This window comes from Actinomadura sp. 9N215 (genome assembly GCF_044326345.1).
GTDB lineage: Bacteria > Actinomycetota > Actinomycetes > Streptosporangiales > Streptosporangiaceae > Spirillospora.
In genome coordinates, this window is sequence record NZ_JBIRBA010000029.1 from 1 (window position 1) to 25,629 (window position 25,629).

Below are 25,629 nucleotides of genomic sequence, written 5' to 3' on the forward strand. Positions count from 1 at the left end.
AGACGCGCCAGCGGCTCGGGAAACGGCTGCCCGGCCGGTAACGGGGGTTCCAGGGGGTCGCCCCCCTGGGCCAGCACAGTCACGGGTCGTGCGGCCGGAGGCGCCCCGCGCCGGAGGTCGCACGACCCGCCGGGCGGCGGACTGTTTCGCGAGACGCGCCAGCGGCTCGGGAAACGGTTCGCCGCCCGTGACGGGGGTTCCAGGGGGTCGCCCCCCTGGGCCTACACAGTCCGGCGGCGGAGGGTGGCGGCGCCCAGGAGGAGGGCGGCGAGGGTGAAGGCGGCCATGACGGCGATGTCGAGGGTCAGCGTGCCGGTGAGGTCGGGGTGGGCGCTGATCTCCTTCATCCCCTCGACGGCGTAGGTGAGCGGCAGCACGTCCGAGATCGCCTCAAGCCAGGACGCCATGTTCTCGCGCGGGATGATGAGGCCGCAGAGCAGCAGTTGCGGCAGCACGAACGCGGGCAGGAACTGCACCGCCTGGAACTCCGACCGGGCGAACGCGCTCGCGAACAGGCCGAGCGCCATGCCGAGCAGCGCGTCCAGCAGGGACACGAGGACCAGTGAGGCGAGCGAGCCGTTGAGATCGAGGCCGAGCCACGTCAGCGAGATGAGCAGGACGGCGGCGACCTGGATGAGGGTGAGGACGCCGAACGCGAGCGCGTAGCCGACCAGCAGGTCGAGCTTGGCGAGCGGCATCGTCATCAGCCGTTCGAGGGTGCCGGTCGTCCGCTCGCGGAGGGTGGCGACGCTGGCGACGACGAACATGACGATGAACGGGAACAGGCCGAGCAGCATCGGCCCGATCCGGTCGAAGAGCACCGGCTGGTCGAACACGTACCGCAGCAGGATCATCAGCAGCGTGGGCACGCCGATCAGCAGGGCGAGGGTGCGGCGGTCGTGCTTGAGCTGCGTCAGGATGCGGCGCATGGTGGCGAGCGTGACGGCGAGGCTCATGCTGGGCTCCCTGCCTTCTCGGCGATCAGCTGGAGGAACGCCTCTTCGAGGTCGGACGTGCCGGTGCGGTCGCGCAGCCCGTCGGGCGTGCCGTCGGCGAGGAGCCTGCCGTCGCGCATGAGCAGCAGCCGGTCGGTGCGGCCCGCCTCGTCCATGACGTGGCTGGACACGACGAGGGTCGCGCCCCGGTCGGCCAGTGCCCGGAACAGCTCCCACAGCTCCTGGCGCAGCACCGGGTCGAGGCCGACGGTCGGCTCGTCCAGGACGAGCAGGTCGGGCGTGCCGAGGAGGGCGACGGCGAGGTTGAGGCGGCTGAGCTGTCCGCCGGACAGCGTCTGCGCGGTCTGGTCGCGGTGCTCGCCGAGACCGACCTCGTCGATCACGCGGTCGGCGTCGGCGCGCGGGTGCGGCACCCGCAGGACGGACGCGAAGTAGCGCAGGTTCTCGGCGACGGACAGGTCGGCGTACACGGCGGGCGTCTGCGTCGAGTACCCGACCCGGCGGCGCAGGCCGGGCGACCCGGCGGGCTCGCCGAGCACGGTCACCGTGCCGCCCTTGACGATCTGCACGCCGACGAGCGCCCTCATCAGGGTGGTCTTCCCGCAGCCGCTCGGGCCGAGGAGTCCGAGGACGGAACCGCGCGGCACGTCGAAGGTGACCCCGTGCAGGACCTCGCGGCCGCCGCGCACGACCTGGAGGCCCTGGACGCGTACCGCCGAACTAAAACTCATCATGTGTTGAATTTATGCTCGCGCAGGCGCACGGTCAAGTGGTTCACACAACTAGAAAACGAGAAGCGCTCCGAAGGGAGCGGGGAGCGCGCTACGGGAAGCGGACAGCGCACACGGAAGCGGCGGAGGCTGTGCGGGAAGGAGGGGGCGCGCGGACGGTCAGGAGACGAAGTAGCGCTGGATGGTGGGGGCCACCAGCTCGACCAGCTCGTCCTCGGAGGCGGACGCGATCGGCTCGACGCGGACGACGTAGCGAAGGATCATCAACCCGATCAGCTGCCCGGCGGCGGCCTGGATCTGCAGTTGCGGGGTGTCCGTGGCCTTTCCCGCGCGTCCGAACAGCGCGGACGTGACGAACTCGCGCAGCAGCGCCGCCGCGCGCTCGTTCGTCATCGCCGAGCGGAGCATGGCGAGGACCGGCGCCCTGCGCTCGTCGTCGCCCCACACGTCCAGGAACGTCCGGACCATCAGCTCGCCGAACCGCTCCCGTGGGAAGGACAGCACGCGGGGCAGCAGGGTGGCCGGGTCCACCGGGAAGCGCATCGCTTCGATGAACACGCCTTCCTTGCTGCCGAAGAAATGGTGGACGAGCGCGGGGTCGACGCCGGCGGCGCGGGCGATGGCGCGCAGCGACGTGCCGTCGTAGCCCTTCTCGGCGAACAGGTCGCGCGCCTCGGCGAGGATCTTCTCGCGGGTCTCGGTCGGTCCGGGCCGCCGTCCCGGCCCCCGCGCGGGCCCTGGCCCCGCCTCGCGCGACGAGCCGCGCTTCTTCCCAGGTCGCCGGGCGTCCGGTTCGTCCACGGGACGCGTCACCGGACACCCCGGCGGCTGACCTCGCCGGCCGGGGTGACCTCCCAGGTGCGGTCGGCGGCGGCGAGGTGCAGGCGGGTGAAGGCCAGCGCCTCGGCGAGGTCCTCCATCCGCTCGACGCGGCTGGCCGCGCGCCGCGTGTTGATCTCCATGACGATGTGCCCGCGGAAGCCGCCCTCGGCGAGGTTCTCCAGCAACGTCCCGCAGGGCTGGTTGCCGCGGCCGGGGACGAGGTGCTCGTCCTTGTTGGTGATGCCGACGCCGTCGGCGAGGTGGATGTGCCGCAGCCGGTCGCCGAGACTCGCCGCCATGTCGAGGGGGTCGGAGCCGGAGACGGCGGTGTGCGACAGGTCGAGGGTGACGTGCGGGTAGTCCTGGTCGACGGGGTTCCAGTCGGGCAGGTACATGCCCGCCTCGGCGCCGCGCGCCTTGAGCGGGAACATGTTCTCGACCGCGAACAGGACGTCGGTCTCGTCCTGCATGCGGGCGAGGCCCTCGACGAACTCCTTCGCGTAGTCGCGCTGCCACCTGAACGGCGGGTGGACGACGATGACCTCCGCGCCGAGCTCCTCCGCGACCTCCTTGGAACGCACCAACTTGCCCCATGGCTCGCGTCCCCAGACCCGCTGGGTGAGCAGCAGGCACGGCGCGTGGATCGACCTGATCGGGACCTCGTGGTAGTCGGACAGCCGGCGCAGGACGTTCAGGTCCTGGGACGAGGCGTCCGTGGAGACCATGACCTCGATGCCGTCGTAGCCCAGCAGCGCGGCGATCTCGAACGCGCTCGGTACCTTCTCCGGGTACACCGACGCGGTGGAGAGCGTGATCGGCGCGTCCGGGACGCGGAGGGCCGGTGAAGAGACGCCGTTGTGCTGCGCGGTCAAGGCTTCCTCGCCAGGAATGGTCGCTCGGCAGTGTCGTAGGGGCACGGTCGAAAGGTGCGGTTCGCAAAGGAAAGCCTATGCGCCCGCGCCGGTGATGAAACCCTCGCCCCGCGTGATCCTGCTTTCCTCCCGGCGGCGGCGAGGCCGCGTCGCGCCAGGCGGTGGCTACCCTCTGTCCCCGTGGCCGAGATCGCACACGGCGCCGTGCCGAGCCCCAACATCTGGAACACCCCGCACGTCTACGAGCTGGAGAACCGCGCCGCCGACCCCGACGGCGTCCTGGCGGAGGCGATGCGCGCGATCCGTCCGTGGAAGGGCGCGGACGTCCTGGACGTCGGCTGCGGCACCGGCTTCCACCTGCCCTTCTTCGCCGCGGACGCGCGCCGGGTGATCGGCGTCGAGCCGCACGCGACCCTCGCGTCGGCCGCGGCGCGCCGGGCCCGTGAGCTGCCGAACGTCACGGTGCGGGTCGGCGCGGCGCAGGCGCTGCCGCTGCCGGACGCGTCGGTCGACGTCGTCCACGCCAGGTGGGCGTACTTCTTCGGGCCCGGCTGCGAGCCGGGCCTCGCCGAGCTGGGACGGGTCGTCCGGCGCGGCGGCGCGATCTTCATCATCGACAACGACGCGACCCGGTCGACGTTCGGCCGCTGGTTCCGGCGCGGCCTTCCGTCGTACGACCCGGAGGCGGTGGAGCGGTTCTGGACGCGGCACGGCTTCGCCCGCGAGCCGCTGACGATCCGCTGGTCGTTCCAGAACCGGGACGATTTCGCCGCCGTCCTGCGGATCGAGTTCCCGCCCGACCTGGCCGACGCCTGCCTGCGCGAGCACCCGGGCCTCGAAGTGGACTACGCCGTCAACCTCTGGTGGCGCCGCCCCTGACCGCGGCGGTGCCTCTGATCGCGGCGCCGCGCCTGGATGGCGCCGGTGCGCGAGGACGTGGCGCCACGCCTGGTAGTGGCGGTGCGTCTGGCTCACCGCCGGGTCAGCCGCTCGGTCCCTCCCGGCGATGGCGCTTACTAGACTCCGTATACAACAATGGGTCCCGAAGGCGCTCGCGGCACCAGACGGCGTGCCGCGACCTTGAGCAACGGGAGGAACCGGCCATGGCCCGTCTCGCCGCCAAGTCGACCCGCACCACCGCTGGACCACCGCCCCTCCGAACTCCGCGAACGGCCAAACCGGCCCAGGGACGGGGCTTCCGCGGGTTGCTCGCGGCCACGGCGATCGGCGCGGCCGGAGCCGGAGCCGCGGCCGGGATCGCCGGGCTGGCCGTTCAGCGGCGCGCCCTGCGCCGGCTGCAAGCGCGTCCCGACCCGTTCGCCGGCGAGCCGTTCGGGGCGGTGCGCGGACGTCCCTTCCCCGTCCGGGCCGACGACGGAACGCGCCTCTACGCCGAGATCGACGGCGACGACCGCACCGACCTCGCCGTCGTGTTCTGCCACGGCTGGACGCTCACCCAGGACTCCTGGCACTTCCAGCGCAAGGCCCTGCGCGGCCGCGCCCGCCTCGTCTTCTGGGACCACCGCGGCCACGGACGCTCCGAAGGCGGCGCCCGCGACGGATACGCGATCTCCCGCCTAGCCGCCGACCTCGCCGCCGTCATCGACGCCACGGTCCCGGCCGGGACGCCGGTCGTCCTCGTCGGGCACTCCATGGGCGGGATGACCGTCCTGCGGTACGCGGACGAGTACGCCGACCTCCTCGGCAGCAAGATCGTCGCCACGGGGCTGGTGTGCACGTCGTCCGGCGGGCTCGGCGAGATCACCCTCGGCGCGCCCGCGCTGCTCGCGCGCGCCACCCATCGCGTCCTGCCGCGCGCGCTCGGCGCGCTCGGCGCCGGGTCGGGCGCCGTCGAGAGGGTCCGCCACCTCGGCCGACGTGCCGGCACGCTCGTCGAGGACCTGATCGCGTTCGGCCCCGACGCGAGCCCCGCCGCCGTCGCCTTCGCCGAGCGGATGATGGCCGAGACCCGGATGGACGCCTTCGCCGGCTTCCTCCACTCGATGATCACGACCGAGGCGATCAGCGACTGCGCGTCCCTCGCCGCCGCCGACAACCTGGTCATCGGCGCGGAGCACGACCTGCTCACGCCCGTCGGGCACAGTCTCAGGATCGCCTCCTGCGTGCCGGACGGACGGCTGGAGATCGTCCCGTCCGCCGGGCACATGGTCATGATGGAACGGCCGAACATCGTCGCCGACCACCTCGGCGACCTCGTGGAACGCGCCCGCAAGAACCTCGCCGCCTGACCGCCCCCCCGGCCTGAGCCCACCCGACCGGCCAGGCCGCCGCCGCGCGCCCGGCCGACCGGGGCGCTGGCTTGCGCCCGGCTGTCGGAGGAGACCTCTACGCTTCCGCGCATGGCGAAGGCGAAGACGGCCAAGGCGGCCTACCGGTGCTCGGACTGCGGGTGGCAGACGTCCAAATGGGTCGGGCGCTGCGGCGAGTGCCAGACCTGGGGGACGGTCACCGAGGCGACGTCCGCGACCCCGGCGCGGGTCGTGTCCGCCGGACCGGTCAGCTCTCCGGCGCGTCCGATCGGGCAGGTGGACGTGCGGTCCGCGCAGACCCGGGCCACCGGCCTGGACGAGCTGGACCGCGTCCTCGGCGGCGGCATCGTCCCCGGCGCCGTCCTGCTGCTCGCGGGCGAGCCGGGCATCGGCAAGTCGACGCTGCTGCTGGAGGTCGCCGCACTGGCGTCGACCCCGCCCGAAACCGCCGCCGTCCCAGCGGCCCGCGATTCCGAAACCCGCGCATCGGAGGCGCGGGGTTCTGAAACCCGGGGTTCCGAGGCGCGGGCGAACGGTGAGAGGGCGGCGGGGCCGCGTGTTCTGTACGTCACGGGTGAGGAGTCGGCCGAGCAGGTGCGGCTGCGCGCCGACCGCGTCGGGGCCGTCACCGACGACCTGTACCTGGCGGCGGAGACGGAGCTGTCCGCGATCCTCGGGCATGTCGACACCGTGGAGCCGTCGCTGCTCGTGGTCGACTCCATCCAGACGATCGGGACGTCCGAGGTCGACGGCGCGCCAGGCGGCGTGACCCAGATCCGGGAGGTCGCCGCCAACCTCATCCGCGTCGCCAAGGAACGCGGCGTCACCGTCGTGCTGGTCGGCCACGTCACCAAGGACGGCGCCATCGCCGGGCCGCGGCTGCTGGAACACCTCGTCGACGTCGTCCTGTACTTCGAGGGCGACCGGCACTCCAGGCTCCGCATGATCCGCGCCGTGAAGAACCGCTACGGGCCCACCGACGAGCTGGGCTGCTTCGACCTGTCCGAACTCGGCATCGTCGGCCTGCCCGACCCGAGCGGGCTGTTCCTCACGCGGCGGGAGGAGCCCGTCCCCGGCACCTGCGTGACTGTGACGCTCGAAGGCCGCCGCCCCCTCGTCGCCGAAGTGCAGTCGCTGGTCGCGAAGTCGCACCTCCCGGCGCCGCGGCGCGCCACGTCCGGGCTGGACACGTCGCGCGTCGCGATGGTCCTCGCCGTCCTCGCGCAGCGCTGCAAGATCTCCATGCACGAGCAGGACGTGTACGTGTCGACGGTCGGCGGCGTCCGGCTCACCGAGACGTCCGTCGACCTGGCCCTCGCCCTCGCCGTCGCCGGGTCCACCGTCGAGCAGTCGCTGTCGGGCAGCCTGATCGCGCTCGGCGAGGTCGGGCTCGCCGGTGAGGTCCGCGTCGTGCCGGGCGTCCAGCGGCGGCTCGCCGAGGCGGCGCGGCTCGGGTTCAAGCACGCCGTCGTCCCGCGCGGGTCCCTCGAACTCGCCGACGGATCCCCGCTCAAGCGCGCCGACCCGCAGCTGACCAGCTACGAAGGCATGAAGGTGATGGAGGTCGACAGCCTGCAACAGGCCCTGCAGGTCGCCTTTACGGCCCCGTAACGTGGATCCCGCCAGAGTATTACCCCGCGCAGCACACGCTTGCGACCTGGGGAGGAACCAGCGCGCGGCCCTCCTCGGTAAACTGACGCCGTCCAGCGACCTCCGGGGGTCAGGTGCCATCACACGACAAGGGTCATGACGAACGACGCCGCGCCACGTTGGCCGCGGTGGCCCCGGGCACCCAGATCCGCGACGGACTGGAGCGGATCCTCCGGGGCCACACCGGTGGCCTGATCGTGCTCGGCTACGACAAACCGGTCGAGGACCTGTGCACGGGCGGCTTCGAGCTCGACGTCGAGTTCTCCGCCACCCGGCTGCGCGAACTCGCCAAGATGGACGGCGCGATCGTCCTCGACCACACCCACAGCCGCATCGTCCGCGCCGCCGTCCACCTCGTGCCGGACTCCACCATCCCCACCGAGGAGTCGGGAACGCGCCACCGCACCGCCGAGCGCGTCGCCCGCCAGACCGGATACCCCGTCATCTCGGTCAGCCAGTCGATGCACATCATCGCGCTGTACCTCGACGGGATCCGCTACGTCCTCGAAGACTCCGCCGCGATCCTGTCCAAGGCCAACCAGGCCCTGGCCACGCTCGAACGCTACAAGCTGAGGTTGGACGAGGTGTCCGGCACATTGTCGGCGCTGGAGATCGAGGACCTCGTCACCGTCCGGGACGTCAGCGCCGTCGTCCAGCGCCTGGAGATGGTGCGCCGCATCGCCGACGAGATCGAGGGCTACGTCGTCGAGCTCGGCACCGACGGACGGCTCCTGTCCCTCCAGCTGGACGAGCTCGTCTCCGGCGTCGACGTCGACCGGGAGCTGATCGTCCGCGACTACCCGTCCGACGACACCCGCGCCCGCGGCGTCGCCGCCATCCTGTCGGCGCTCGACACGCTGTCCGCGACCGAGCTGCTCGACCTGTCGACGGTCGCCGAGGTCATGGGCTTCGCCGGACCGGACGCCCTCGACCTGCCCGTCAGCCCCAAGGGCTTCCGGCTCCTCGCCAAGGTCCCGCGGCTGCCGAGCATGGTCGTCGAACGCCTCGTCGAGCACTTCGGCGGCCTGCAGAAACTCCTCGCCGCCAGCATCGACGACCTCCAGGCGGTCGGCGGCGTCGGCGAGTCCCGCGCACGCAGCGTCCGCGAAGGACTCTCCCGCCTCGCCGAATCCTCAATCCTCGAACGGTACGTGTAACCCCGTTCTCGCCTCTCGCAACCGCTGATCGGAAGGTCAGCGGAGGTGGAAGATGCGCTTCTCGACCTTGTGGCCCTTCAGGTCGGCCACGTAGGTCCCGGGACGAGCGGAGGCGCCGCCCCTGCAACCGCGGGTGCGGTTCCAGGTGATCGTTTCGACGAAGGGGATGCCGCGCCGGAGCGTCTCCTTGGACGGGTCGCCGCGACGGCATTCGGCCGACGACCAGATCCGGTCGGGGCCGGACGTGACGCGAACGTCCAACCCCTGCTTGTCGAACGCGCACGAGCCCCCGCCCATGTTGACGACCGTGATCCTGAACTGGGGCCGGTCTGCGCGCGCGTACGTGTCCCGGGACGCCGACATGTTGACCACGAGGTCGTCCTCGCGGCAGGGGCCGCCGTCGTCCGCCGGGGTCTCCTCCGGGGTGGCCGTCGCGGTGACGGTGACCGTCGGCATCGACGTCGGCGGGGCCTCGGGGCCCGCGCCGCCGGCCGCGCCCGCGTTCCGGACCGGCTCGCCGTCCTCCGCGTCCCCCGAGCCGCCGGTGCAGGCCCAGGCGAGCAGCGCGACCGCGCCGAGGACGCCCGTCAAGGCCACCGCACGGCGCCGCCAGTATTGGTCGAGCCGGGAACCGTCCTGGTTACGTTCAGTGTCCGCCCCCATGCGGTCAGTATGCATTCAGCGATCCGGAAAGAGGGGACGACCCGCCGCGTGCCACAATGGCGGCGCGCCATGAACTCCACCGCCGTTAACGCCGCCTACACAGCCCCGATCCTCGACTGGTACGAGGTGAACGCCCGGGATCTCCCGTGGCGGGCGCGGGACGCGACCCCGTGGGGCGTCCTGGTCAGCGAGATCATGCTCCAGCAGACCCCGGTGTCGCGCGTCCTGCCGGTCTGGGACGCCTGGATGTCCCGCTGGCCGACGCCCACCGCACTGGCCGCCGAGCCGTCCGGGGAAGCCGTCCGGGCCTGGGGACGCCTCGGCTACCCGCGCCGCGCGCTGCGCCTGCACGAGAGCGCCCGCGCGATCACCGAACGGCATGGCGGCGACGTCCCGTCATCGCATGAGGAACTGCTGGCGTTGCCCGGCATCGGCGCCTACACCGCCGCGGCCGTCGCGAGTTTCGCGTTCGGGCAGCGGCACGCCGTCCTCGACACGAACGTGCGGCGCGTCCTGGCCCGGCTGCTGTCCGGCGACGAGTACCCGCCGAAGTCGCAGACGAGAGCCGAGGTGGAACTCGCGGAGAGCCTCCTGCCCGTCGATCCCGCGACGGCCGCCCGCTGGGCCGTGGCCGTCATGGAACTGGGCGCGCTGGTGTGCACCGCCCGCACGCCCCGCTGCGTCGACTGCCCGGTGGTCGACAAGTGCGCGTGGCAGCGGAACGGCCGTCCCGCCTACGACGGCCCGCCGCGCCGGGGCCAGACGTACGCGGGCACCGACCGGCAGTGCCGGGGGCGCATCCTCGCCGTCCTGCGCGACGCCGAAGGACCGGTCGCGAAACCGGCCCTCGACGTCGTCTGGTCGGACGCCGTCCAGCGGGAACGCGCCCTGGACGCCCTGATCGCGGACGGCCTGGTCGACCCCCTGGACGACGGCCTCTACGCCCTCCCCCAGTAACGCCGCCCGCCGCCCCGTGCGCGACAGACGTCCAGGCGATCGGCGCTTGGAGACTTTCCAAGCCTTTGGGGGCCGGTCCCCATCGGACCGGCCCCCAGGCCAGGAGTGAGCCTCAGTGACCGGCGGCGCGACGCTTTTCGTAGGCGTCCATGGCGCGGCCGAGCTTCGCGAACTTCTCGGTGTAGGAGAACGGGTAGATGCCGGGCGGGGTCTCGGGCCGTCCGGCGTCGATGTACTGCGTGCCGAGGTTCGAGAAGACGACGATCACGTAGTTGCGCCCGCCCTCGCCGCGCAGGGCGCGGACGATGCCCGCGTCGCCCGCCGAGTTGTTCACCCAGCCGGTCTTGTGCGCGAACGCGACCTCGGCCTTCTTGTTGCAGGGACGGACGTCGCGCCCGAACTTGTTCCCGTCGACCGTCACGGTGCCGTCCGCGCCGATCCAGCGGGACGGGGCGGCGTTCGGCAGACCGGCCGCCGGATACTTCCCGCCGCACCAGTTCGTGCTGGACAGCATGTCGTTGAACCCCTGCTGCGCCAGCTCGGCGCGGAAGAACTTGCGCGACGCCGGGCTCAGCACGTCGTCGCTCTTCACCGGCTTGCCGTCGGGCGCCGTCCACACCGTGCCCGGGGCGCCGTTGACGAGCGTCAGCAGCTTGGCGGTGTCGAGCGAGCTCATCGTGATCTCGTTCGACCAGCGGCCGCCGTTGGACGCCCTGGTCCCCTTCAGTTGCAGCGTCTGCAGGCCGAGGTCCTGGAAGGTCTGGTTCAGCGGGTCGATGGCCTTGTGGTCGTGCAGCAGCTTGATCAGCGCGCACGACGCACCGTTGGACGAAACGGTGAGCGACGCGTCCATGTACTTGCGGACGGTGTTGCTCGTGGCCTCCCCGCACAGCGGGCTGATCTCGGTCGGCTTGTACGCGTAGGTGTCGTCCAGCTTGATCTCGCCCTTGTCGACGAGCCGCAGCACCCCGAAGTTGACCATGAGCTTCAGGACGGAGGCGGGGTAGTCGAGCATGTGGTCGAGCGGCGCGCCCTCCCTGCCCGGAACCACGTCGATGCTGCCCTGCCCCTTGTTCTTGTACCAGCCCGCGTCATCCCACTGCCGCCACCGCACACTCGTCGTGGACAGGTTCCCGTCGACGGGCACGACCACGCCGTTCTTGTACGTCGGGCTCATCAGAACGGTGCCGGACGAGACGGGACGACCGCGCCCGTCCAGTTCGATGATGGTGGCGTCCATCTGCGGCTGCTGCACGATCGGCTTAGGGTCGGCCGCGGCGAACGGACGCGTGCGCTGCGCCTCCTTGTCCACGGGGTTCCGCGTGGTGCGGAGCTGTGCCGTGGTCGGCGGCGCCGTGTCGAGAACCTCCTGGAACCGCAACTGGTCCATGGCCTGCCGCAGCTGTTCCGCGACTTTGCTCGTCTTCTGCACATCGGCGACCTTTGCCGCGTCGACCTGCGCCGGGTTCGCGGAACAGCCCGTCAGGGCCGCCGCCGTCAGTACCCCGATGGCCCCGTATGCCCACCTGTGTTTCACCGGTTCCCCTTTCCCCGTCGGCGAAGTTGATCAGCTTAGGGCTGGACGGGTGTCAGGGGAAAGGGATCTCCGAACTTTGGACCCGAAGTTCCTAGCGCACGAGTTCAACCAGCCGGCCCACCCAGTTGCGTCCGTTTCCACCCTGCGCGACCCAGTGGACGGAGCCCATCCCCACGTAGGCGATCGGGGCGTCACCCGTCCCGATCAGGACGTCCGCCAACCCGGGATGCCGCCCGTATTCCGCGCGCAGGAGACCGGCCATCACCGCCGTCCGGATCTGCCGCCAGTTCTCGACGCGGAGCTCCATTTCCGCAAGCTTCTGGGCGTCGTAGGCACGTTCAGCGGCACAGATCCGGTCGCGGGCGTCGAGTGCCCAGTGGGCATGCTCGACCGACGGATAGACGACGCCGCCGACCTCGATCGGCGACGGATGGTCGTTCTACAGCACGGCGATTCCCGCGTCCTCAGGCCATCCCTTCGGGTAATCGTCCCGGCGGCAGGTTCCTCCGGGTCGTCCGCGGGACGCTCGACCGCGTACTCAACGCGACGCGGGCGCGATCAGCAAAATAGTCCAGCGCCCATTCGCGCATGACCTCGGTGACCACGTCCTCGTCCCGAAACCAACCGCCTATCGGACGCTCGCCGTGTTGTCCATGTCACCCAGCGAATAATGGCGCTGATGCTCGGGAATCGCCAGGTAGGCGTTCCGCAGAGCCCGCCGGTCGGTCTCCTCCCGGGTTTCCAGGTACCGGTCAAGCACGGCCAGGCACCGCCCGGTGAAATCCGGACAACCGTTGAGGCGGTCCAGGTCGTCGGCCACCTCCCCAAGGAGCATCTCAGGCGTGAGCCCGAACGCCGGTTCCGCCGCTTTCCAACGCCCCAGCTCGAACGCATTAATCTGACCGCCCTCGGACACTTCGGTCACGCCCCAGCCGCTGTAGAGCTTCCCGCGCAACCCCTCGACGTCAACCCATTCCCAGCAGCTGATCGCCCCGGCCGCGAACACCAGCAGGTCAGTCACGTGATACGAGCGGTGCGAATGACACAGGAGGCGGTGGTGGCTGATACCGCGGGCTATCCGTAGCGCGTGCTCGACCAGCACCTGCTTCCCGACACTGCCCGGCGCGCCTCGCACCGCCTTTGGCTCCGGCCCCGGGACCTCATGCAAGGTCAACGCGAATAATGGTTGGTGGGCCAAGCCGGCCGTCGCATACCGTACGCCCGTGCGTGACCTGCTGAGCCTGCCCAAAGCCCACCTGCACGTGCACCTGGAGAGCACCGTCCGGTGGGCCACTCTCCGCGAGATCGGCGCGGCCAACGGCGTGAAGGTGCCCGACGACGTGGGGACGTTCGGGAGCTTCGCCGCCTTCTTCGCGCAGAACGACCTCGTCCGCGCCTGCCTGCGCCGTCCCGCCGACTTCCGGAGGGTCGCCTACGAGTTCTGCGAGGACGAGGCCGCGCAGGGCACCCGCTACGCCGAGGTGTCCTTCACCGCCGCCGGCCACGGCGAGCGGCTAGGCGACCTCGGCATGCCGCTGGCGGCCGTCCTGGAGGGCCTGGACGCCGGACGCGAGGCGTTCGGGATCGAATGCCGCCTCATCCTCGACCACTCGCGGCGCCGCTCCGTCGAACGCGCCTGGCGGACCCTCGACCTCGCACGCCACCACGACGGCGTCGTCGCCGTGGGACTCGCCGGCGACGAGGCCCACCCCGGCGACCCGTTCAACGACGTCTTCGCCGCCGCCCGCGACGCGGGCCTGCACGTCGTTCACCACGCAGGCGAAGGCGAGGGCCCGGCCAGCATCCGGCACGCGCTCGGCCCGGGCCGCACCGAACGTCTCGGCCACGGCATCCGCATCCTGGACGACCCCGACCTCGTCGCCGAAGTCCGCGACCGTCGAATCCCGCTGGAGGTGTGCCCGTCCTCCAACGTCGCCTTGGGCTTCGCTCCAACCCTCGAGGACCACCCCCTCCCTCATCTCCTCGGCGCGGGCCTGATCGTGACCCTCAACACCGACATCCCCGCCCTGGTCGGCACCCCCCTCACCGCCGAATACACCCGCGTCCGCGACACTTTCGCCTACGACGACCAAGCCCTAGCCAACCTGGCCCGCGCCGGCGTGGACGCCTCCTTCGCCCCCGCCTCAACCAAGACCCGCCTCCACCAAGAGATCACCACCTGGCTCACCACCACACCCTGAGCCTGCCCGCAAACCCCCACCCAACCAATCCATCCCCCGCCCGCCAGACACCACCACCCCCCACCACCCAGACATCACCACCTCACCACCCAGCGGAGAGACGCGTCCGTCACCCCCTGGGCGGACGCCCACTCGCCCTGGACGAGGCACCGGACGGCCGATGGCCGATCCACGACCGCCACGACCCACGCCTCAACGGCTGTGTCGACGTCAATCTCGAATCGTCCGCGATGACCAACGCGCTGCCCGTACACCGGCTGCACCTGAACGTCGACGAAACCGCAGACGCGCCCGCCGTCTACGTCCGGGCCGCCGACCTCACCGTCGACCGCCTGGAACAGTCCTACGCGCGCCTGCCCGACACCGCTGGACGCCAGAGCTACGCCTACGCCACCGCAACCCCCGGCCAAGGCCTGGACCGCCATCGCGTCCGCACCAAGGCAGGCCCAGGTGGACACGCGCGAGACGTCAGTGGTCAGGCACGGCCCGGCCGCCAGCACACGCCTTGGACGCCCACACCTCGCCACCCGCCGGGCTGCTGGTCATCACCGTCCTCACCGGGATCGTCGTGCTCCTGCTGCCCTTCCTCACCAGCGCCGGTCCGGCGGCACGCGTCCCGCTCTCGCTCAAGGGGCCTGGCAGAGGCCCCGCAAACGGCCCTGAGCTCGCCTGGCGGGGTCACAGGCCAGCGAGGAGACACGGCAGGCCTCGGGAGCCGCCAGGCATGGTCTGAGCGCCGAACCAGCTCAGATGGACGTCTGAGCGCCACCAGGCACCCCTCAGCACCCGCCACCTCCGCACCACCGGCCTGATGCCGCACCACCGAGCGAGGAAGGGCTAGGGCGGGGCGCACCCCGAGTCCGACCCGAGGCGCGCCCGACCTGAACCGGGGCCAGCCAGAGCGCAGAGGCGAACCGGCCTAATCCCCGGGGAACGGCCAAAGCGGGGGCACCGACCGGCCTGAGTCGGGTGCGGACCGGCCTGAGCCAGAGAGACCAGGCTGGTCGAGGGGATCGGGCTGGACCAAGGTACGGCTGAGCGAGGGCACGGGCCGGGCCGAGCGAAAGGCGCTGGCCAGGCTGAGCGGGGGCGTGACCAGGCTGGGTTGGGTGTGGGGCGGGCTGGGTGGGGCTAGAGGGGGATTAGGGGGCCGTTGCGGATTTCGCGGAGGAAAGGGTCGTTGCCGTCCTGCCATTGGGGTGGGGTGCGGACGACGGGGTGTACGGGGAGGGCCAGGCGGGCGGCGGCTTCCTGGGCGGTGTCGAATGCGGTGTCCGGGGCGAGGTGGCCGATGATGAGGACCTCCACGTCGGCCGGGTGGGGGCCTGAGGGGTGCTCGTAGCGTTCCGCCCAGGCGCCGAAGAGGTGGACCTCCTGGACGGCGGGCAGCCGGCCGAACTCCTCCGCCACCACCGCCGCGGGGCCGAAGGTCAGCATCAGGAGATGGGCGAGGGGCCCGTACAGCGGGCTGTCGGGGGCCCGCCTGACGAGGCGTCCGGCCATGGTGCGGCGAAGGGCGAGAACGCCGGCCCCGGACAAGCGCTCCACCTCGCGCATCACGGAGGCGAGGTCGGTGTGGAGCATCACCGCCAGGTCGAGCATCGACATCTCGCGTTCCGGCCCCAGCAGGAGACGGGCCAGGAGTTCGCCCTGCAGGCGCGACCGGAAGATCGGAAGCTCGGCCGGCGCGGGGGCTCGGACGTCCCGCAGGAACGCCTGCGCGACGTAGGCCTCGCGGGCGCCCCCTTCCCGTCGAAGTCCCGTACTCGATCGCATGTTCGAACACTATGGCTCACCTCCGACATCCACGATCGCGGACGCGCCCGGCCACAGGCACTAGAACAACGTTCTGTGGATTACGGGCCGTCCTCGGGATCGCGAGGCTCCTCCGACCCCGGAAGGAAGAGGCAGAACGGGTGTCCGGCGGGGTCGAGATAGACGCGAACGTCCGCCTCGGGCTGGAAATCGGCCAGCACGGCGCCCGTGGCCTCTGCGTGTTCGCCGGCCGCGTCCAGGTCGTCCACCTCGAAGTCCAGGTGGGCCATGATCTGCTGGGCGTCGGCAGAGGCGGGCCAAGTGGGCGCCTCATAGAGGGGCTCAGTCTGGAACGACAGCCCGGTTCCGCCGTTGGGCGGTCGCAGCTTCACCCAGTCGGGCTCGTCCTGCACGACCGTCCAGCCCAGGAGCCGCCTGTAGAAGGCCGCAAGGGCGCGCGGGTCGGGTGCGTCGAGGACGGGGGCGGAAAGCGTCATGCGCGGCGCGGGACTCATGTCGGCTCCTGCGAGTCGTGGGTACGCGCATGCTGCCCGCAGAAGACGCCACGCATGCGAAAGGGCCCGCGCCGGACGAATCCGATGCGGGCCCTTCCTGGACGTTCTCAGTCCTTGTTGAAGTTGACCGCGCCCTCGATGGGCGGCGGGCTGTCCGGGACGGTGGTCGGCTTCGGGACGCCCTTGAACGTGAACTTGGCGTTCTCCACCGTCGCGTCCTTGTTGTCGGGGTCGAAGCCCTCGGTGCCCACGAGCACGATCTGGCCGGCCTTCAGCTCGTTGTAGAGGATCTTCTCGGAGAGCTGGTCCTCGATCTCGCGCTGGATGGTCCGGCGCAGCGGCCGCGCGCCGAGCACGGGGTCGTAGCCCCGCAGCGCCAGCAGGTCCTTGGCCTCCTGCTGCAGTTCGAGGCCCATGTCCCGGTCCTTGAGCCGGTCGTCCACCTTGGCGATCATCAGGTCGACGATCTGGATGATCTCGGCCGGGGTGAGCTGGTGGAACACGACCGTGTCGTCGACGCGGTTGAGGAACTCGGGGCGGAAGTGCTGCTTGAGCTCCTCGCCCACCTTGGCCTTCATCCGGTCGTAGGAGCCCTGCTCGTCGTTCTGACGGGCGAAGCCCATCGACACGCCCTTGGAGATGTCCTTGGACCCCAGGTTCGTCGTCATGATGATGACGGTGTTCTTGAAGTCCACGACACGGCCCTGCGCGTCGGTGAGGCGGCCGTCCTCCAGGATCTGCAGGAGGCTGTTGAAGATGTCCTGGTGGGCCTTCTCGATCTCGTCGAACAGGACGACCGAGAACGGCTTGCGGCGCACCTTCTCCGTCAGCTGGCCGCCCTCCTCGTACCCGACGTAGCCGGGCGGGGAGCCGAACAGCCGTGACACGGTGTGCTTCTCCATGAACTCGGACATGTCGAGCTGGATCAGCGCGTCCTCGTCGCCGAACAGGAACTCCGCGAGCGTCTTGGACAGCTCCGTCTTACCGACGCCGGACGGACCGGCGAAGATGAACGAGCCGCCGGGACGCTTCGGGTCCTTCAGCCCAGCGCGGGTGCGCCGGATCGACTGCGAGAGCGCCCTGATGGCGTCCTCCTGGCCGATGACGCGCTTGTGGAGCTCGTCCTCCATGCGCAGCAGCCGGGTGGACTCCTCCTCGGTCAGCTTGAAGACCGGGATGCCGGTGGCGGTGGCGAGGACCTCGGCGATCAGCTCGTCGGTGACCTCGGCGACGACGTCCATGTCGCCGGCCTTCCACTCCTTCTCCCGCTGCGCCTTCTGGCCGAGCAGCTTCTTCTCGCTATCGCGCAGCGCCGCGGCCTTCTCGAAGTCCTGCGCGTCGATCGCGGACTCCTTGTCGCGCCGGACGTCGGCGATCTTCTCGTCGTACTCGCGCAGGTCCGGCGGAGCGGTCATCCGGCGGATGCGCATCCGCGAGCCCGCCTCGTCGATCAGGTCGATCGCCTTGTCCGGCAGGAACCGGTCGCTGATGTAGCGGTCGGCGAGCTGCGCCGCGGCGACCAGCGCGCTGTCGGTGATCGACACGCGGTGGTGCGCCTCGTAGCGGTCCCGCAGGCCCTTGAGGATCTCGATCGTGTGCGACAGCGACGGCTCAGCGACCTGGATCGGCTGGAAGCGGCGCTCTAGCGCGGCGTCCTTCTCCAGGTACTTGCGGTACTCGTCCAGCGTCGTCGCGCCGATGGTCTGCAGCTCGCCGCGCGCCAGCATCGGCTTGAGGATGGACGCGGCGTCGATCGCGCCCTCGGCGGCGCCCGCACCGACCAGCGTGTGCAGCTCGTCGATGAACAGGATGATGTCGCCGCGGGTGCGGATCTCCTTCAGCACCTTCTTCAGGCGCTCCTCGAAATCACCGCGGTACCGGGAGCCGGCGACCAGCGCGCCAAGGTCGAGGGTGTAGAGCTGCTTGTCCTTCAGCGTCTCGGGCACCTCGCCCTTGACGATCTTCTGCGCAAGGCCCTCGACGACGGCGGTCTTGCCGACGCCGGGCTCCCCGATCAGCACCGGGTTGTTCTTGGTACGGCGGGACAGCACCTGCATGACCCGCTCGATCTCCTTGCCCCGCCCGATCACCGGGTCGAGCTTGCCCTCGCGCGCGGCCTGCGTCAGGTTGCGGCCGAACTGGTCGAGGACGAGGGAGGTAGACGGAGCCGACTCCGAGGGCCCGCCGGAGGCGGCCGGCTCCTTGCCCTGATAGCCGTGCAGCAACTGGATGACCTGCTGGCGCACCCGGTTCAGGTCGGCGCCGAGCTTCACAAGAACCTGGGCCGCGACGCCCTCGCCCTCACGGATCAAACCCAGCAGGATGTGCTCGGTGCCGATGTAGTTGTGGCCGAGCTGCAGCGCCTCGCGCAGCGACAGCTCAAGGACCTTCTTGGCACGCGGAGTGAACGGGATGTGGCCTGACGGCGCCTGCTGGCCCTGGCCGATGATCTCCTCGACCTGCTGGCGCACCGCCTCAAGGCTGATCCCGAGGCTCTCCAGAGCCTTGGCAGCGACACCCTCACCCTCGTGGATCAGGCCCAGGAGGATGTGCTCGGTGCCGATGTAGTTGTGGTTGAGCATCCTGGCCTCCTCCTGGGCCAGGACGACAACGCGCCGCGCGCGGTCGGTGAACCTCTCGAACATCTCGTCGCTCCTCACAGAGCGGTTGGGCAGAGTCCGGAACGTCCGGAACTGTCCTTCCGCATGCTAGCCCGCCCCGAGGAGGCCGCCCGGTGCACTCCCACCAGGAGACGTTCCCCAGCTAAGCGCTGTTCAGTCTCATCCAACTACCGCATCGGTGCGTCATGTTCCCGCTACGCCCCAAGCGAACGGGGGCTTTCCGCAGGTCGGTCAGGGCGCGGGCCGGGAGTGCCGAATGGGGGTGAAGTTCCACCCGCGCGGCCTCTGTACCTCACTGGGCGCGCGCGCAAACCGTCCGGCCGCTACGCCACAAGCGAACGCGACCAGCGCGCAACAAGAGGGCTGTGCACGAGCGAGCACCGCCGCAACCGAACCGGCCCACGCGGACCGGCTGCAAGACCGGCCCAAGCAAACCAGCCAGCCAAGGGGGCCAGAGCAAGCAAGTCGACACCGCGAACGATCCCCCGAACCCGGGGCGCGTGACCGCTCAACCCGAACGAACCACGCGGAAGAGCGGAAGACGAGACCGCGCACGACGGATCAAGCGAACTGCGGCCGCAAGTCATCCAAGCCGCCCGCCACACGAATCAACTACGGAAACCGCCGCGTGGTGGACGAGGCGGCCGACCGTCCAGCAAGGAGCCGCAGCCCCACCGAGGCCGCCGAGGCCGACCACTTGGGAGACCAGTCCGCAGACGAACAACTCAAGCGAATGAACGCAACGAACGAAGGCAAACCGCGAGCGAACGACGCCGCCGCGCGAACGAGACCTTGCCGACCAGCCACGTCAACTCGCCGGGCGGGCAACTCTTGTTCGCCGCGCGGGGAACTTTGTCCGACGAACCGCTAAGCGAACAGGAGCCGTGGACGAAACGACGACGCCGCGTGAAGCGGTGCGCGTACCGGCCAAGCCGGAAACGACGTGGCGGACGAACCAGTCAAGTGAACTGGAGCCGCGAGCGAAACGACGCCGCAACGCGAGCGGACTGCGGGTAACGAGCGGCCCGCAGGTAAAACGACGGCGCGGATGAACCGGGTCGGGCGAACCAGGTCGGACGAACTGGTCGGACGAACCAGTCAGGCGAACTGGAGCCCAAACGAAACCGGACGGGAAACGGAGGCAGGCAACGGGGCGGAAACTGGCCACGGGAACGGTGGCACATGCGAACTCGGCTGAGCGAACGGGCCAGAGGAACGATGCGCATGGGAACCGGCCGAGTGAACGGGTGAAGTGAACAGTGAACCGGGCCGCAGACGAACGGCCCGTCTCACGAACGGAGACGGGCCGCCGGTGGGCTGACGGGTCAGTTGGCCGCCTCGTACTGTTCGATCACATGGGCCGGGATCCTGCCGCGCTCATTGACCTTGATGCCATTGTTCTTGGCCCAGGCGCGGATCTCAGCGCTGCGCTCGCGGCTGGACGCGCCGCGCTGCCGGCGACGACGCGTGCCCGTACCCGCCTTGCGCGACTTCTCCACGAACGGCTTAAGAGAATCCCGCAGCTTCGTTGCGTTGGCGCCACTCAGGTCGATCTCGTAGGAGGCGCCGTCGATCGAGAACGCTACGGTCTCGTCCGCCTCGCCACCGTCGAGGTCGTCGACGAGAAGCACCTGAACCTTCTGTGCCATGGGGACAGACCCTTTCGGCTTGAGCAAACTGCATTCGGTTGACAAACATATACCGAGTGGTGCGCCGATGACAATTCCGCCGCCCTCCTTGAACCGGCACTCCCCGGCGAAGTCGCCTTCCGGCCCGTGACCGGGAGTAATCGCCTCGTCGTTTCCAGAGCGTCCGGCGATGCGCCCGGACGCACCGGACACGGCCTGCGAATTCTTCGCCAGGCCCGAGCACGACGGGGTTTTCGGGCACGGCGGGCGTCACGACGCGACGCGCTGACCTGGGTCGGCGCTCGCGCATTGGCCCGCGTTTGCGGACGGCTCCGCTTTCCGGCGGACGGACCGTCCGGAGGCGAAAGCGGTGCGGGCGACCTTAACAGCCGGGGCACACGGACACCGCCGCCACCGATTAACTCTGACGTAACGGCGCTAACCGCGACCCGGGGGAATGTCCCGGGGGCCGCCCGGCCCGCAGCACGGCGGCTGATCACCGCCCCGGCCGGACGATGTGGCTGGATAACGACCTGGTGAGCCGAGCCGAAATCTGTTGCCGCCCGCCCGTGACGGGAAGTCACGGACCGCGCTCTCCGCGTGGAAGCGCTCGGTACTCGCCCATCCCGAAATCAGGAGATTGCGACACAATCCCACCTCCGCCCCAGTTCTTCAACCCGCGTCGGAGGCGATGCCGGAGCCGGGTGCCGAGCTCCTCCGATCCCGAGGGACACGTGAAGCGAAAGGCCCGTTCCAAGCGAGACGGTGTCCCATCCGGAGTAAGTCCTGGGCCCAATGTGAGCCAGGCCCAGGCCGAAGGGCAAGGGGCCACAAGCGCCCTCTCAAAGCGGAGGACGCGTCCGGGACGAGACACATCTCACCCCGATTCAGGGCCGTAACCTGAACGAGCTGGCATTAGCCGTGCGAACGCCGGGCGTCCGAAACAGAGCGGACATCTCCACGAAAGCCGGTATGGCCGGGCGTGTCCACTCCGTGCGCCGAGGGATCATGAGCCGGCGAAGTCGGGCCCGGCCGTCTCACAGTTCGGACGAGGAAACCTGAGAGTGGCTCTCAGAAGGCCGATGATTCAACGGGAGAGGCGTTTTACGACCAGCGTCCCGGTGAGTCTGTCATGGACGGCCTGGCGGCGCGTGCCCTCGTACAGGGCCCCCGCGTTCGCCAACCAGAAGATGCCCGCAAGTAGCCCGGCAACGGGAATCGGACGCGCCGCGATCGGCAGCGAATAGACCGCGGCACGCGCAACGGCGCGCACAACGTCCAGGCGGGGCCGCTCATTGATCGGCACGAGGTCCGTCGCGGCGTCCGGCGTCGGTCCCGATTCGTCCTCTTGCCCTTGCCGGCTCGACTCGGCGTCTGTCTCTTGCGATTCGGGCGCGGATTCGGAGGTCAGTGCCTCCGTCTTGCCGCGGCGGGCTTTCGCCGCCGTCTCCCCGGGCGCGAGAGGCGCATTGGGGGCGACGACGACGACTTCTATGCCGGCGACGCGTTTGCCGATCGTCCGGCTCCAGAGGGTGAGCTGGATCGCCTCGTACAGCAGCATGCATCCGGCGAAGGCCGGTGGGGCGACGACGTCCACCGTGGGTCCGGACACCAAGGCACGGACGACGACGATGACGGGCACACCGACGATGAGGGTGTCGACGATGCGCGCCAGGAGGCGCTGGCCCGGTTCGGCGAGCGGTGCCTCCCGCACGGGCCTTACTCCGGGTATTCGGCGTACTCGTCGTAGCCGGCCCGCTCATCGACGACCAGCGTCCCGGCCAAGCGATCGTGGAGTGCCTGGTGCAGGGGCTGGTCCCAGATCGCCCACAGGTACGCCATCAACGCGCCCGCCCAGACCAGCACCATCCCGTACGCGGCGTAGTCCCACACCATCACCGCGATGACCAGGAAGAAGAAAACGCCGATCTGGTAGCCCACATGGACGATTCCAGCGCGCCACACGGCTTGCGTGGTGGTCAATGGTTGCCCGCCGGGCGCCTGGACGATGCCAAGCCCCATGACGCGCTTGCCGAGCGTTCGTCCAGACATGGACAGTTGGACGGCCTCGTAGAGCAACGGCAACACCGACAGGACACAGAAAAGGGTGAAGATGATGGGCCAGTTCCACACACCCCCCTCGTCCTCGGTCTTGCTGCCAGGCTTGCCCAGGCCGAACGCACCGATCGTGATCGGCAGGACGAGCGCGAACCCGAAAACCGCGACGAGCCCGTTGTCGATGAGCCGCGCGCCTGCACGGCGATGGATCGGCGCCAAGGGCAGCTCATCGCCGCCGTAGTCGTCATGGGACGCGTCGTACGGCTCGTTGTACCCCGGCTGCTGACCCCACTGCTGTTGCTGTTGCGGCGGCTGCTGCCACTGCTGCTGTGGTTGTCCCTGCGGTTGCTGTTGAGGTTGCTGCCATTGGGGACCTTGGTACGGAGGCGGCGGGCCGTAGGAACCCTGCCCCTGCTGCGGCGGGTACCGCCGCCCGCGGTCGGGGGAATCGCTCATCGGGTCAGTCCTCCAGGCGAAGCAACATCCGGGTGTTGCCCAACGTATTGGGCTTGACCCGGTCGAGGTTCAAGAACTCTGCAACGCCTTCGTCGTAGGAGCGGAGAAGCTCCTCGTACACCTCTGGCGCCACCGGAGTCCCCAGGATCTGCTGAAAGCCATGGCGCGCGAAGAACTCCACCTCGAAGGTAAGGCAGAACACCCTCCGCACGCCGAGTTCCCGCGCGGTCTCCAGCAGACGGGCCACGATCCGGTGCCCGATGCCGCGTCCGCCGTACTCCTTGCTCACGGCGACGGAACGGACCTCCGCGAGGTCCTCCCACATCACGTGCAGCGCGCCGCAGGCGACGACCGGTCCCGGCGTGCTGTGCTGGACGTCCTCGGCGACCCAGAACTCCTGGACGTCCTCGTACAGCTTCACCGTGGACTTCTTCAGCAGGCGTCGTCCCGAACCGGCGTACCGATCGACCAGCCTGCGAATCTCTTGAACGTCGGCGGTACGGGCTCGCCGGATCACGACCTCCACAAACAGGCGAGATTATCGAACGCGTCGCCACCGCCAGCGGTCAGTAGTGCCCGCAGGCGGGCGATGCGGGCTGGCTCCGCATGCGGCGATGGGCGAGCAGCAGTGACTAGATAAAACCGACTAGGCATTGCCCGGGGTGCCAAAAAGTGAGCAAGGACACAGGATTTCAGGGGGCGTGACCGGCGCTCCGGTGCCGACAAGCCGCCGCCACCTGCGATTTCGCATGTTCTGGTTGGCATCCAAAGCGGGTTCCGTTAGTGTCCTGCGCTGACGTCGGCCAACCGCAGGACGCGGAGGCCGCACCGCCGAGTCCAAGGGCCGCAACCAGCGCCCCGAGGAGCCGGGGACCCACTTCCGGAGCGTTCGGGGAGCCGCCCCGGGCTGACACCGTGAGGGGTGAATCCGCAGCCGCGTGGAACCGAATTCCACGCGTGCCCGCGGACGGGCTGCTCCAGCCCCAACCCGTCAGCTAACTCGGTAGGCGGACGAGGAGAGGAGAATTCGTGGAGCCATCGCGCCCTGCTTCCCTTTCACGATCTGCTCGTTCAAGCTCCCGGCAGTCGCCATCGGCGCGGAAAGCCCGGACGGCCCGAAAAGTCCAGAAGCCCCGGACGGCCTGGGCGCCCTGGACGGCCCGGTTCCGCGGTAGAGCGATCACCGTGGCCGGTGCGCTCGTCGCCCTTTCGGTCGCACCGCACACGGTCGCGGTCGCGCACGCAGACCCTGAGCCGTCCACGAAGGAACTCAGGGCGAAGGCCCTCAAGCTCGCCGACCAGCTGGAGCAGCTCACCGAGCAGTACAACGGGCTGAAGGTCAAACTCGCGCAGTCGCAGCGCGCGGCCAAGGTCGCCACCGAGAACGCCCAACGGCAGGAGAAATCCCTCCAGACCATCCGCGAGAAGGTCGGTTCTCTGGCCGCGACCAGTTACATGCAGGGCGGTTCCGACCCCACGGTGTCGTTCGTCGCCTCCCAGGACCCGCAGTCCGTCCTCGACCAGGCCGCCACGCTCAACTACTTCGCCAAGCGGGACAGCACCAAAGTCCTCGGGCTGATGCAGGCCATGCAGGCCGCGCAGCGCGCCCGCAAGTCCGCCGAAGCGCGCGCCACGCAGGTGAAGGCGCTGCGTACGCAACTGGATTCGCAGCGCAAGAAGGTCACCGAGACGTACGAGAAGGTCCGCGGCACGCTCGTCAAGCGAGACCCCACCCAGCTCGCCAAACTCCCCGTCGTCGGCACCGGCAAGGGCGTGCAGGCCCTGCGCTACGCGATGACCAAGATCGGCGACCCGTACGTCTGGGGCGCCGCCGGGCCGAACGCCTTCGACTGCTCGGGCCTGACGATGTGGGCCTACAAGCAGGTCGGCATCAACCTGCCGCACTACACCGGCAGCCAGTGGAACGCGGGCACCCACGTGTCCCGCGGCCAGCTCCAGCCGGGCGACCTCGTGTTCTTCCACTCCGACCTGCACCACATGGGGATCTACGTCGGCGGCGGCAAGATGCTGCACGCGCCCCACACCGGCGACGTCGTGAAGATCGCGCCCATGGCGGGCCGTCCCTTCGCCGGCGGCGTCCGAGTCGCCTGAGCCCGGCGGACGCCCCCAGCGTCCTAGCGCCCTGGTGTCCGACTGAGAATGGTCAGCGGAATCCCTTGCGCTCGGCAAGCGTCCTAGGACGCCCCTGGACGCCCTCGGATGGGCCCCTGCGGTCGGCGGGCGCATCTGGTGGGTGTCACGGGCGTTGCGGGCGTCGATGAGATCGAGGGCGCGCTTGACGTGTCCTCGGCGAGCGTTGAACACCGTCTGCGGCGAGCGTTGAACACCGTCCGCGGCGACGCCTCCTGCAGGGACCTACCTGTCAGGGTGCGGGCGCCGCCGCTGCGGGGTCGGACGGAGGGTTCTGAATGTTTGCCGCCTGGATTCTCGTGGCGCTCGCCGTCCCCGGACGAGCGTCATTGGGGGTTGCCGCTAGATGAGCTGCCTTCGGGCCGCCCACACCACGGCCTCGATAGGGGTGTTGACCTCCAGCCGGTCGCAGATGGTCCGCAACCGGCGTCGCAAGGTCCGTGCGCTCAGCTCCAGCTTGCGAGCCGCCACATCGGCGGTGACACCGCTGGCGATTTGAGCGAGCAGCCGAATCTCTTCCTCGCTCAGCCCGAAATCGTCGGTGCCACGACGTGCGAGTGTGGCCTGTTCCACTCCGTCCTCCCTCGTCCGTGGTGATGACCGCGGGGATGCAGCCGTCCGCTGCACAG

24 protein-coding genes and 1 riboswitch are annotated in these 25,629 nt (G+C 69.9%); of the genes, 8 read left to right on the plus strand and 16 right to left on the minus strand.

Annotated features, from left to right (window positions below; genetic code table 11):
• Positions 1–221: 221 nt before the first annotated feature.
• The 4 genes from ACH34T_RS35485 to ACH34T_RS35500 form a co-directional block, all read right to left on the minus strand.
• The gene (locus tag ACH34T_RS35485) at positions 222–956 is read right to left on the minus strand and encodes an ABC transporter permease (protein WP_396025355.1); all 735 of its coding nucleotides are present in this window, start codon (positions 954–956) and stop codon (positions 222–224) included.
• Positions 953–1,690: an ABC transporter ATP-binding protein gene (locus ACH34T_RS35490; protein WP_396025356.1), complete on the minus strand. Its 738-nt coding sequence runs from the start codon at positions 1,688–1,690 to the stop codon at positions 953–955. Before ACH34T_RS35490 ends, ACH34T_RS35485 begins: the two co-directional genes overlap by 4 nt.
• A 156-nt stretch (positions 1,691–1,846) precedes the next feature.
• Positions 1,847–2,500, minus strand: coding sequence for a TetR family transcriptional regulator (locus ACH34T_RS35495; protein ID WP_396025357.1), 654 nt, complete (start codon positions 2,498–2,500; stop codon positions 1,847–1,849).
• Positions 2,497–3,381, minus strand: a complete 885-nt coding sequence (locus ACH34T_RS35500) for a sugar phosphate isomerase/epimerase family protein (protein ID WP_396025358.1) — start codon at positions 3,379–3,381, stop codon at positions 2,497–2,499. Before ACH34T_RS35500 ends, ACH34T_RS35495 begins: the two co-directional genes overlap by 4 nt.
• Positions 3,382–3,561: 180 nt before the next feature.
• Between ACH34T_RS35500 and ACH34T_RS35505 the strand changes: the two genes are divergently transcribed.
• The 4 genes from ACH34T_RS35505 to disA all read left to right on the plus strand — a co-directional run bounded on the left by ACH34T_RS35505 (position 3,562) and on the right by disA (position 8,458).
• Positions 3,562–4,260 (plus strand): class I SAM-dependent methyltransferase, encoded by a 699-nt coding sequence (locus ACH34T_RS35505; protein ID WP_396025359.1) that lies wholly within the window; start codon positions 3,562–3,564, stop codon positions 4,258–4,260.
• A 224-nt stretch (positions 4,261–4,484) separates the two neighbouring features.
• On the plus strand, positions 4,485–5,630 hold the full coding sequence (locus ACH34T_RS35510; protein WP_396025360.1) for an alpha/beta fold hydrolase: 1,146 nt from the start codon (positions 4,485–4,487) through the stop codon (positions 5,628–5,630).
• Positions 5,631–5,741: 111 nt separating this feature from the next.
• Entirely contained in the window at positions 5,742–7,262 is a 1,521-nt protein-coding gene (gene radA / locus ACH34T_RS35515; RefSeq protein ID WP_396025361.1) for a DNA repair protein RadA, read from the plus strand.
• Positions 7,263–7,375: 113 nt separating this feature from the next.
• Positions 7,376–8,458: a DNA integrity scanning diadenylate cyclase DisA gene (gene disA, locus ACH34T_RS35520; protein WP_396025362.1), complete on the plus strand. Its 1,083-nt coding sequence runs from the start codon at positions 7,376–7,378 to the stop codon at positions 8,456–8,458.
• A gap of 36 nt (positions 8,459–8,494) precedes the next feature.
• On the opposite strand, the gene ACH34T_RS35525 is transcribed toward disA, so the two are convergent.
• A complete protein-coding gene (locus ACH34T_RS35525) occupies positions 8,495–9,121 on the minus strand; it encodes a hypothetical protein (RefSeq protein ID WP_396025363.1) in 627 nt (208 codons plus the stop codon).
• Positions 9,122–9,190: 69 nt separating this feature from the next.
• Between ACH34T_RS35525 and ACH34T_RS35530 the strand changes: the two genes are divergently transcribed.
• Positions 9,191–10,078: an A/G-specific adenine glycosylase gene (locus ACH34T_RS35530; RefSeq protein WP_396025364.1), complete on the plus strand. Its 888-nt coding sequence runs from the start codon at positions 9,191–9,193 to the stop codon at positions 10,076–10,078.
• Positions 10,079–10,190: 112 nt separating this feature from the next.
• Here ACH34T_RS35530 and ACH34T_RS35535 read toward each other — a convergent pair whose 3' ends face one another.
• The 3 genes from ACH34T_RS35535 to ACH34T_RS35545 form a co-directional block, all read right to left on the minus strand.
• Entirely contained in the window at positions 10,191–11,615 is a 1,425-nt protein-coding gene (locus ACH34T_RS35535; protein ID WP_396025365.1) for a serine hydrolase, read from the minus strand.
• Positions 11,616–11,706: 91 nt separating this feature from the next.
• Entirely contained in the window at positions 11,707–11,922 is a 216-nt protein-coding gene (locus ACH34T_RS35540) for a hypothetical protein (RefSeq protein WP_396025366.1), read from the minus strand.
• Between the two features lie 321 nt (positions 11,923–12,243).
• Positions 12,244–12,717, minus strand: coding sequence for a hypothetical protein (locus ACH34T_RS35545; RefSeq protein ID WP_396025367.1), 474 nt, complete (start codon positions 12,715–12,717; stop codon positions 12,244–12,246).
• Positions 12,718–12,838: 121 nt separating this feature from the next.
• Here ACH34T_RS35545 and add point away from each other — a divergent pair, with 121 nt between their 5' ends.
• Positions 12,839–13,816 carry an adenosine deaminase gene (add, locus tag ACH34T_RS35550; protein WP_396025368.1) on the plus strand — a complete coding sequence of 326 codons (978 nt, stop codon included), beginning with the start codon at positions 12,839–12,841 and terminating at the stop codon, positions 13,814–13,816.
• 116 nt (positions 13,817–13,932) lie between these two features.
• Positions 13,933–14,628: a putative glycolipid-binding domain-containing protein gene (locus ACH34T_RS35555; protein WP_396025454.1), complete on the plus strand. Its 696-nt coding sequence runs from the start codon at positions 13,933–13,935 to the stop codon at positions 14,626–14,628.
• Between the two features lie 319 nt (positions 14,629–14,947).
• Here ACH34T_RS35555 and ACH34T_RS35560 read toward each other — a convergent pair whose 3' ends face one another.
• From ACH34T_RS35560 to ACH34T_RS35590, 7 genes are all read right to left on the minus strand, one after another.
• Positions 14,948–15,592: a hypothetical protein gene (locus ACH34T_RS35560; RefSeq protein ID WP_396025369.1), complete on the minus strand. Its 645-nt coding sequence runs from the start codon at positions 15,590–15,592 to the stop codon at positions 14,948–14,950.
• 80 nt (positions 15,593–15,672) lie between these two features.
• Complete coding sequence (locus tag ACH34T_RS35565; RefSeq protein WP_396025370.1) at positions 15,673–16,086, minus strand: VOC family protein; 414 nt, start codon at positions 16,084–16,086, stop codon at positions 15,673–15,675.
• A gap of 107 nt (positions 16,087–16,193) precedes the next feature.
• Positions 16,194–18,731 carry an ATP-dependent Clp protease ATP-binding subunit gene (locus ACH34T_RS35570; protein WP_396025371.1) on the minus strand — a complete coding sequence of 846 codons (2,538 nt, stop codon included), beginning with the start codon at positions 18,729–18,731 and terminating at the stop codon, positions 16,194–16,196.
• 1,301 nt (positions 18,732–20,032) lie between these two features.
• The gene (locus ACH34T_RS35575) at positions 20,033–20,356 is read right to left on the minus strand and encodes an Lsr2 family protein (RefSeq protein WP_396025372.1); all 324 of its coding nucleotides are present in this window, start codon (positions 20,354–20,356) and stop codon (positions 20,033–20,035) included.
• 1,066 nt (positions 20,357–21,422) lie between these two features.
• Entirely contained in the window at positions 21,423–22,049 is a 627-nt protein-coding gene (locus ACH34T_RS35580) for an RDD family protein (protein ID WP_396025373.1), read from the minus strand.
• A 5-nt stretch (positions 22,050–22,054) separates the two neighbouring features.
• Positions 22,055–22,849 (minus strand): RDD family protein, encoded by a 795-nt coding sequence (locus ACH34T_RS35585; RefSeq protein ID WP_396025374.1) that lies wholly within the window; start codon positions 22,847–22,849, stop codon positions 22,055–22,057.
• Positions 22,850–22,853: 4 nt separating this feature from the next.
• Positions 22,854–23,375, minus strand: coding sequence for an amino-acid N-acetyltransferase (locus tag ACH34T_RS35590; protein WP_396025375.1), 522 nt, complete (start codon positions 23,373–23,375; stop codon positions 22,854–22,856).
• Between the two features lie 306 nt (positions 23,376–23,681).
• Positions 23,682–23,875: riboswitch (cyclic di-AMP (ydaO/yuaA leader) on the plus strand.
• Between the two features lie 159 nt (positions 23,876–24,034).
• Here ACH34T_RS35590 and ACH34T_RS35595 point away from each other — a divergent pair.
• Positions 24,035–24,961, plus strand: coding sequence for an NlpC/P60 family protein (locus ACH34T_RS35595; protein WP_396025376.1), 927 nt, complete (start codon positions 24,035–24,037; stop codon positions 24,959–24,961).
• Between the two features lie 381 nt (positions 24,962–25,342).
• Here the strand turns inward: ACH34T_RS35595 and ACH34T_RS35600 are convergent, their stop codons facing one another.
• Positions 25,343–25,573, minus strand: coding sequence for a LuxR C-terminal-related transcriptional regulator (locus ACH34T_RS35600; RefSeq protein WP_067902439.1), 231 nt, complete (start codon positions 25,571–25,573; stop codon positions 25,343–25,345).
• Positions 25,574–25,629: the final 56 nt, after the last annotated feature.

Excerpts from the sequence above, each read along its gene's own strand:
- ACH34T_RS35485 (WP_396025355.1), bottom strand. The coding sequence starts at position 956 with ATGAGCCTCGCCGTCACGCTCGCCACCATGCGCCGCATCCTGACGCAG.
- ACH34T_RS35490 (WP_396025356.1), bottom strand. The coding sequence starts at position 1,690 with ATGATGAGTTTTAGTTCGGCGGTACGCGTCCAGGGCCTCCAGGTCGTG.
- ACH34T_RS35510 (WP_396025360.1), top strand. The coding sequence starts at position 4,485 with ATGGCCCGTCTCGCCGCCAAGTCGACCCGCACCACCGCTGGACCACCG.
- radA (WP_396025361.1), top strand. The coding sequence starts at position 5,742 with ATGGCGAAGGCGAAGACGGCCAAGGCGGCCTACCGGTGCTCGGACTGC.
- ACH34T_RS35525 (WP_396025363.1), bottom strand. The coding sequence starts at position 9,121 with ATGGGGGCGGACACTGAACGTAACCAGGACGGTTCCCGGCTCGACCAA.
- ACH34T_RS35530 (WP_396025364.1), top strand. The coding sequence starts at position 9,191 with ATGAACTCCACCGCCGTTAACGCCGCCTACACAGCCCCGATCCTCGAC.
- ACH34T_RS35540 (WP_396025366.1), bottom strand. The coding sequence starts at position 11,922 with ATGGAGCTCCGCGTCGAGAACTGGCGGCAGATCCGGACGGCGGTGATG.
- ACH34T_RS35560 (WP_396025369.1), bottom strand. The coding sequence starts at position 15,592 with ATGCGATCGAGTACGGGACTTCGACGGGAAGGGGGCGCCCGCGAGGCC.
- ACH34T_RS35565 (WP_396025370.1), bottom strand. The coding sequence starts at position 16,086 with ATGAGTCCCGCGCCGCGCATGACGCTTTCCGCCCCCGTCCTCGACGCA.
- ACH34T_RS35570 (WP_396025371.1), bottom strand. The coding sequence starts at position 18,731 with ATGTTCGAGAGGTTCACCGACCGCGCGCGGCGCGTTGTCGTCCTGGCC.
- ACH34T_RS35575 (WP_396025372.1), bottom strand. The coding sequence starts at position 20,356 with ATGGCACAGAAGGTTCAGGTGCTTCTCGTCGACGACCTCGACGGTGGC.
- ACH34T_RS35585 (WP_396025374.1), bottom strand. The coding sequence starts at position 22,849 with ATGAGCGATTCCCCCGACCGCGGGCGGCGGTACCCGCCGCAGCAGGGG.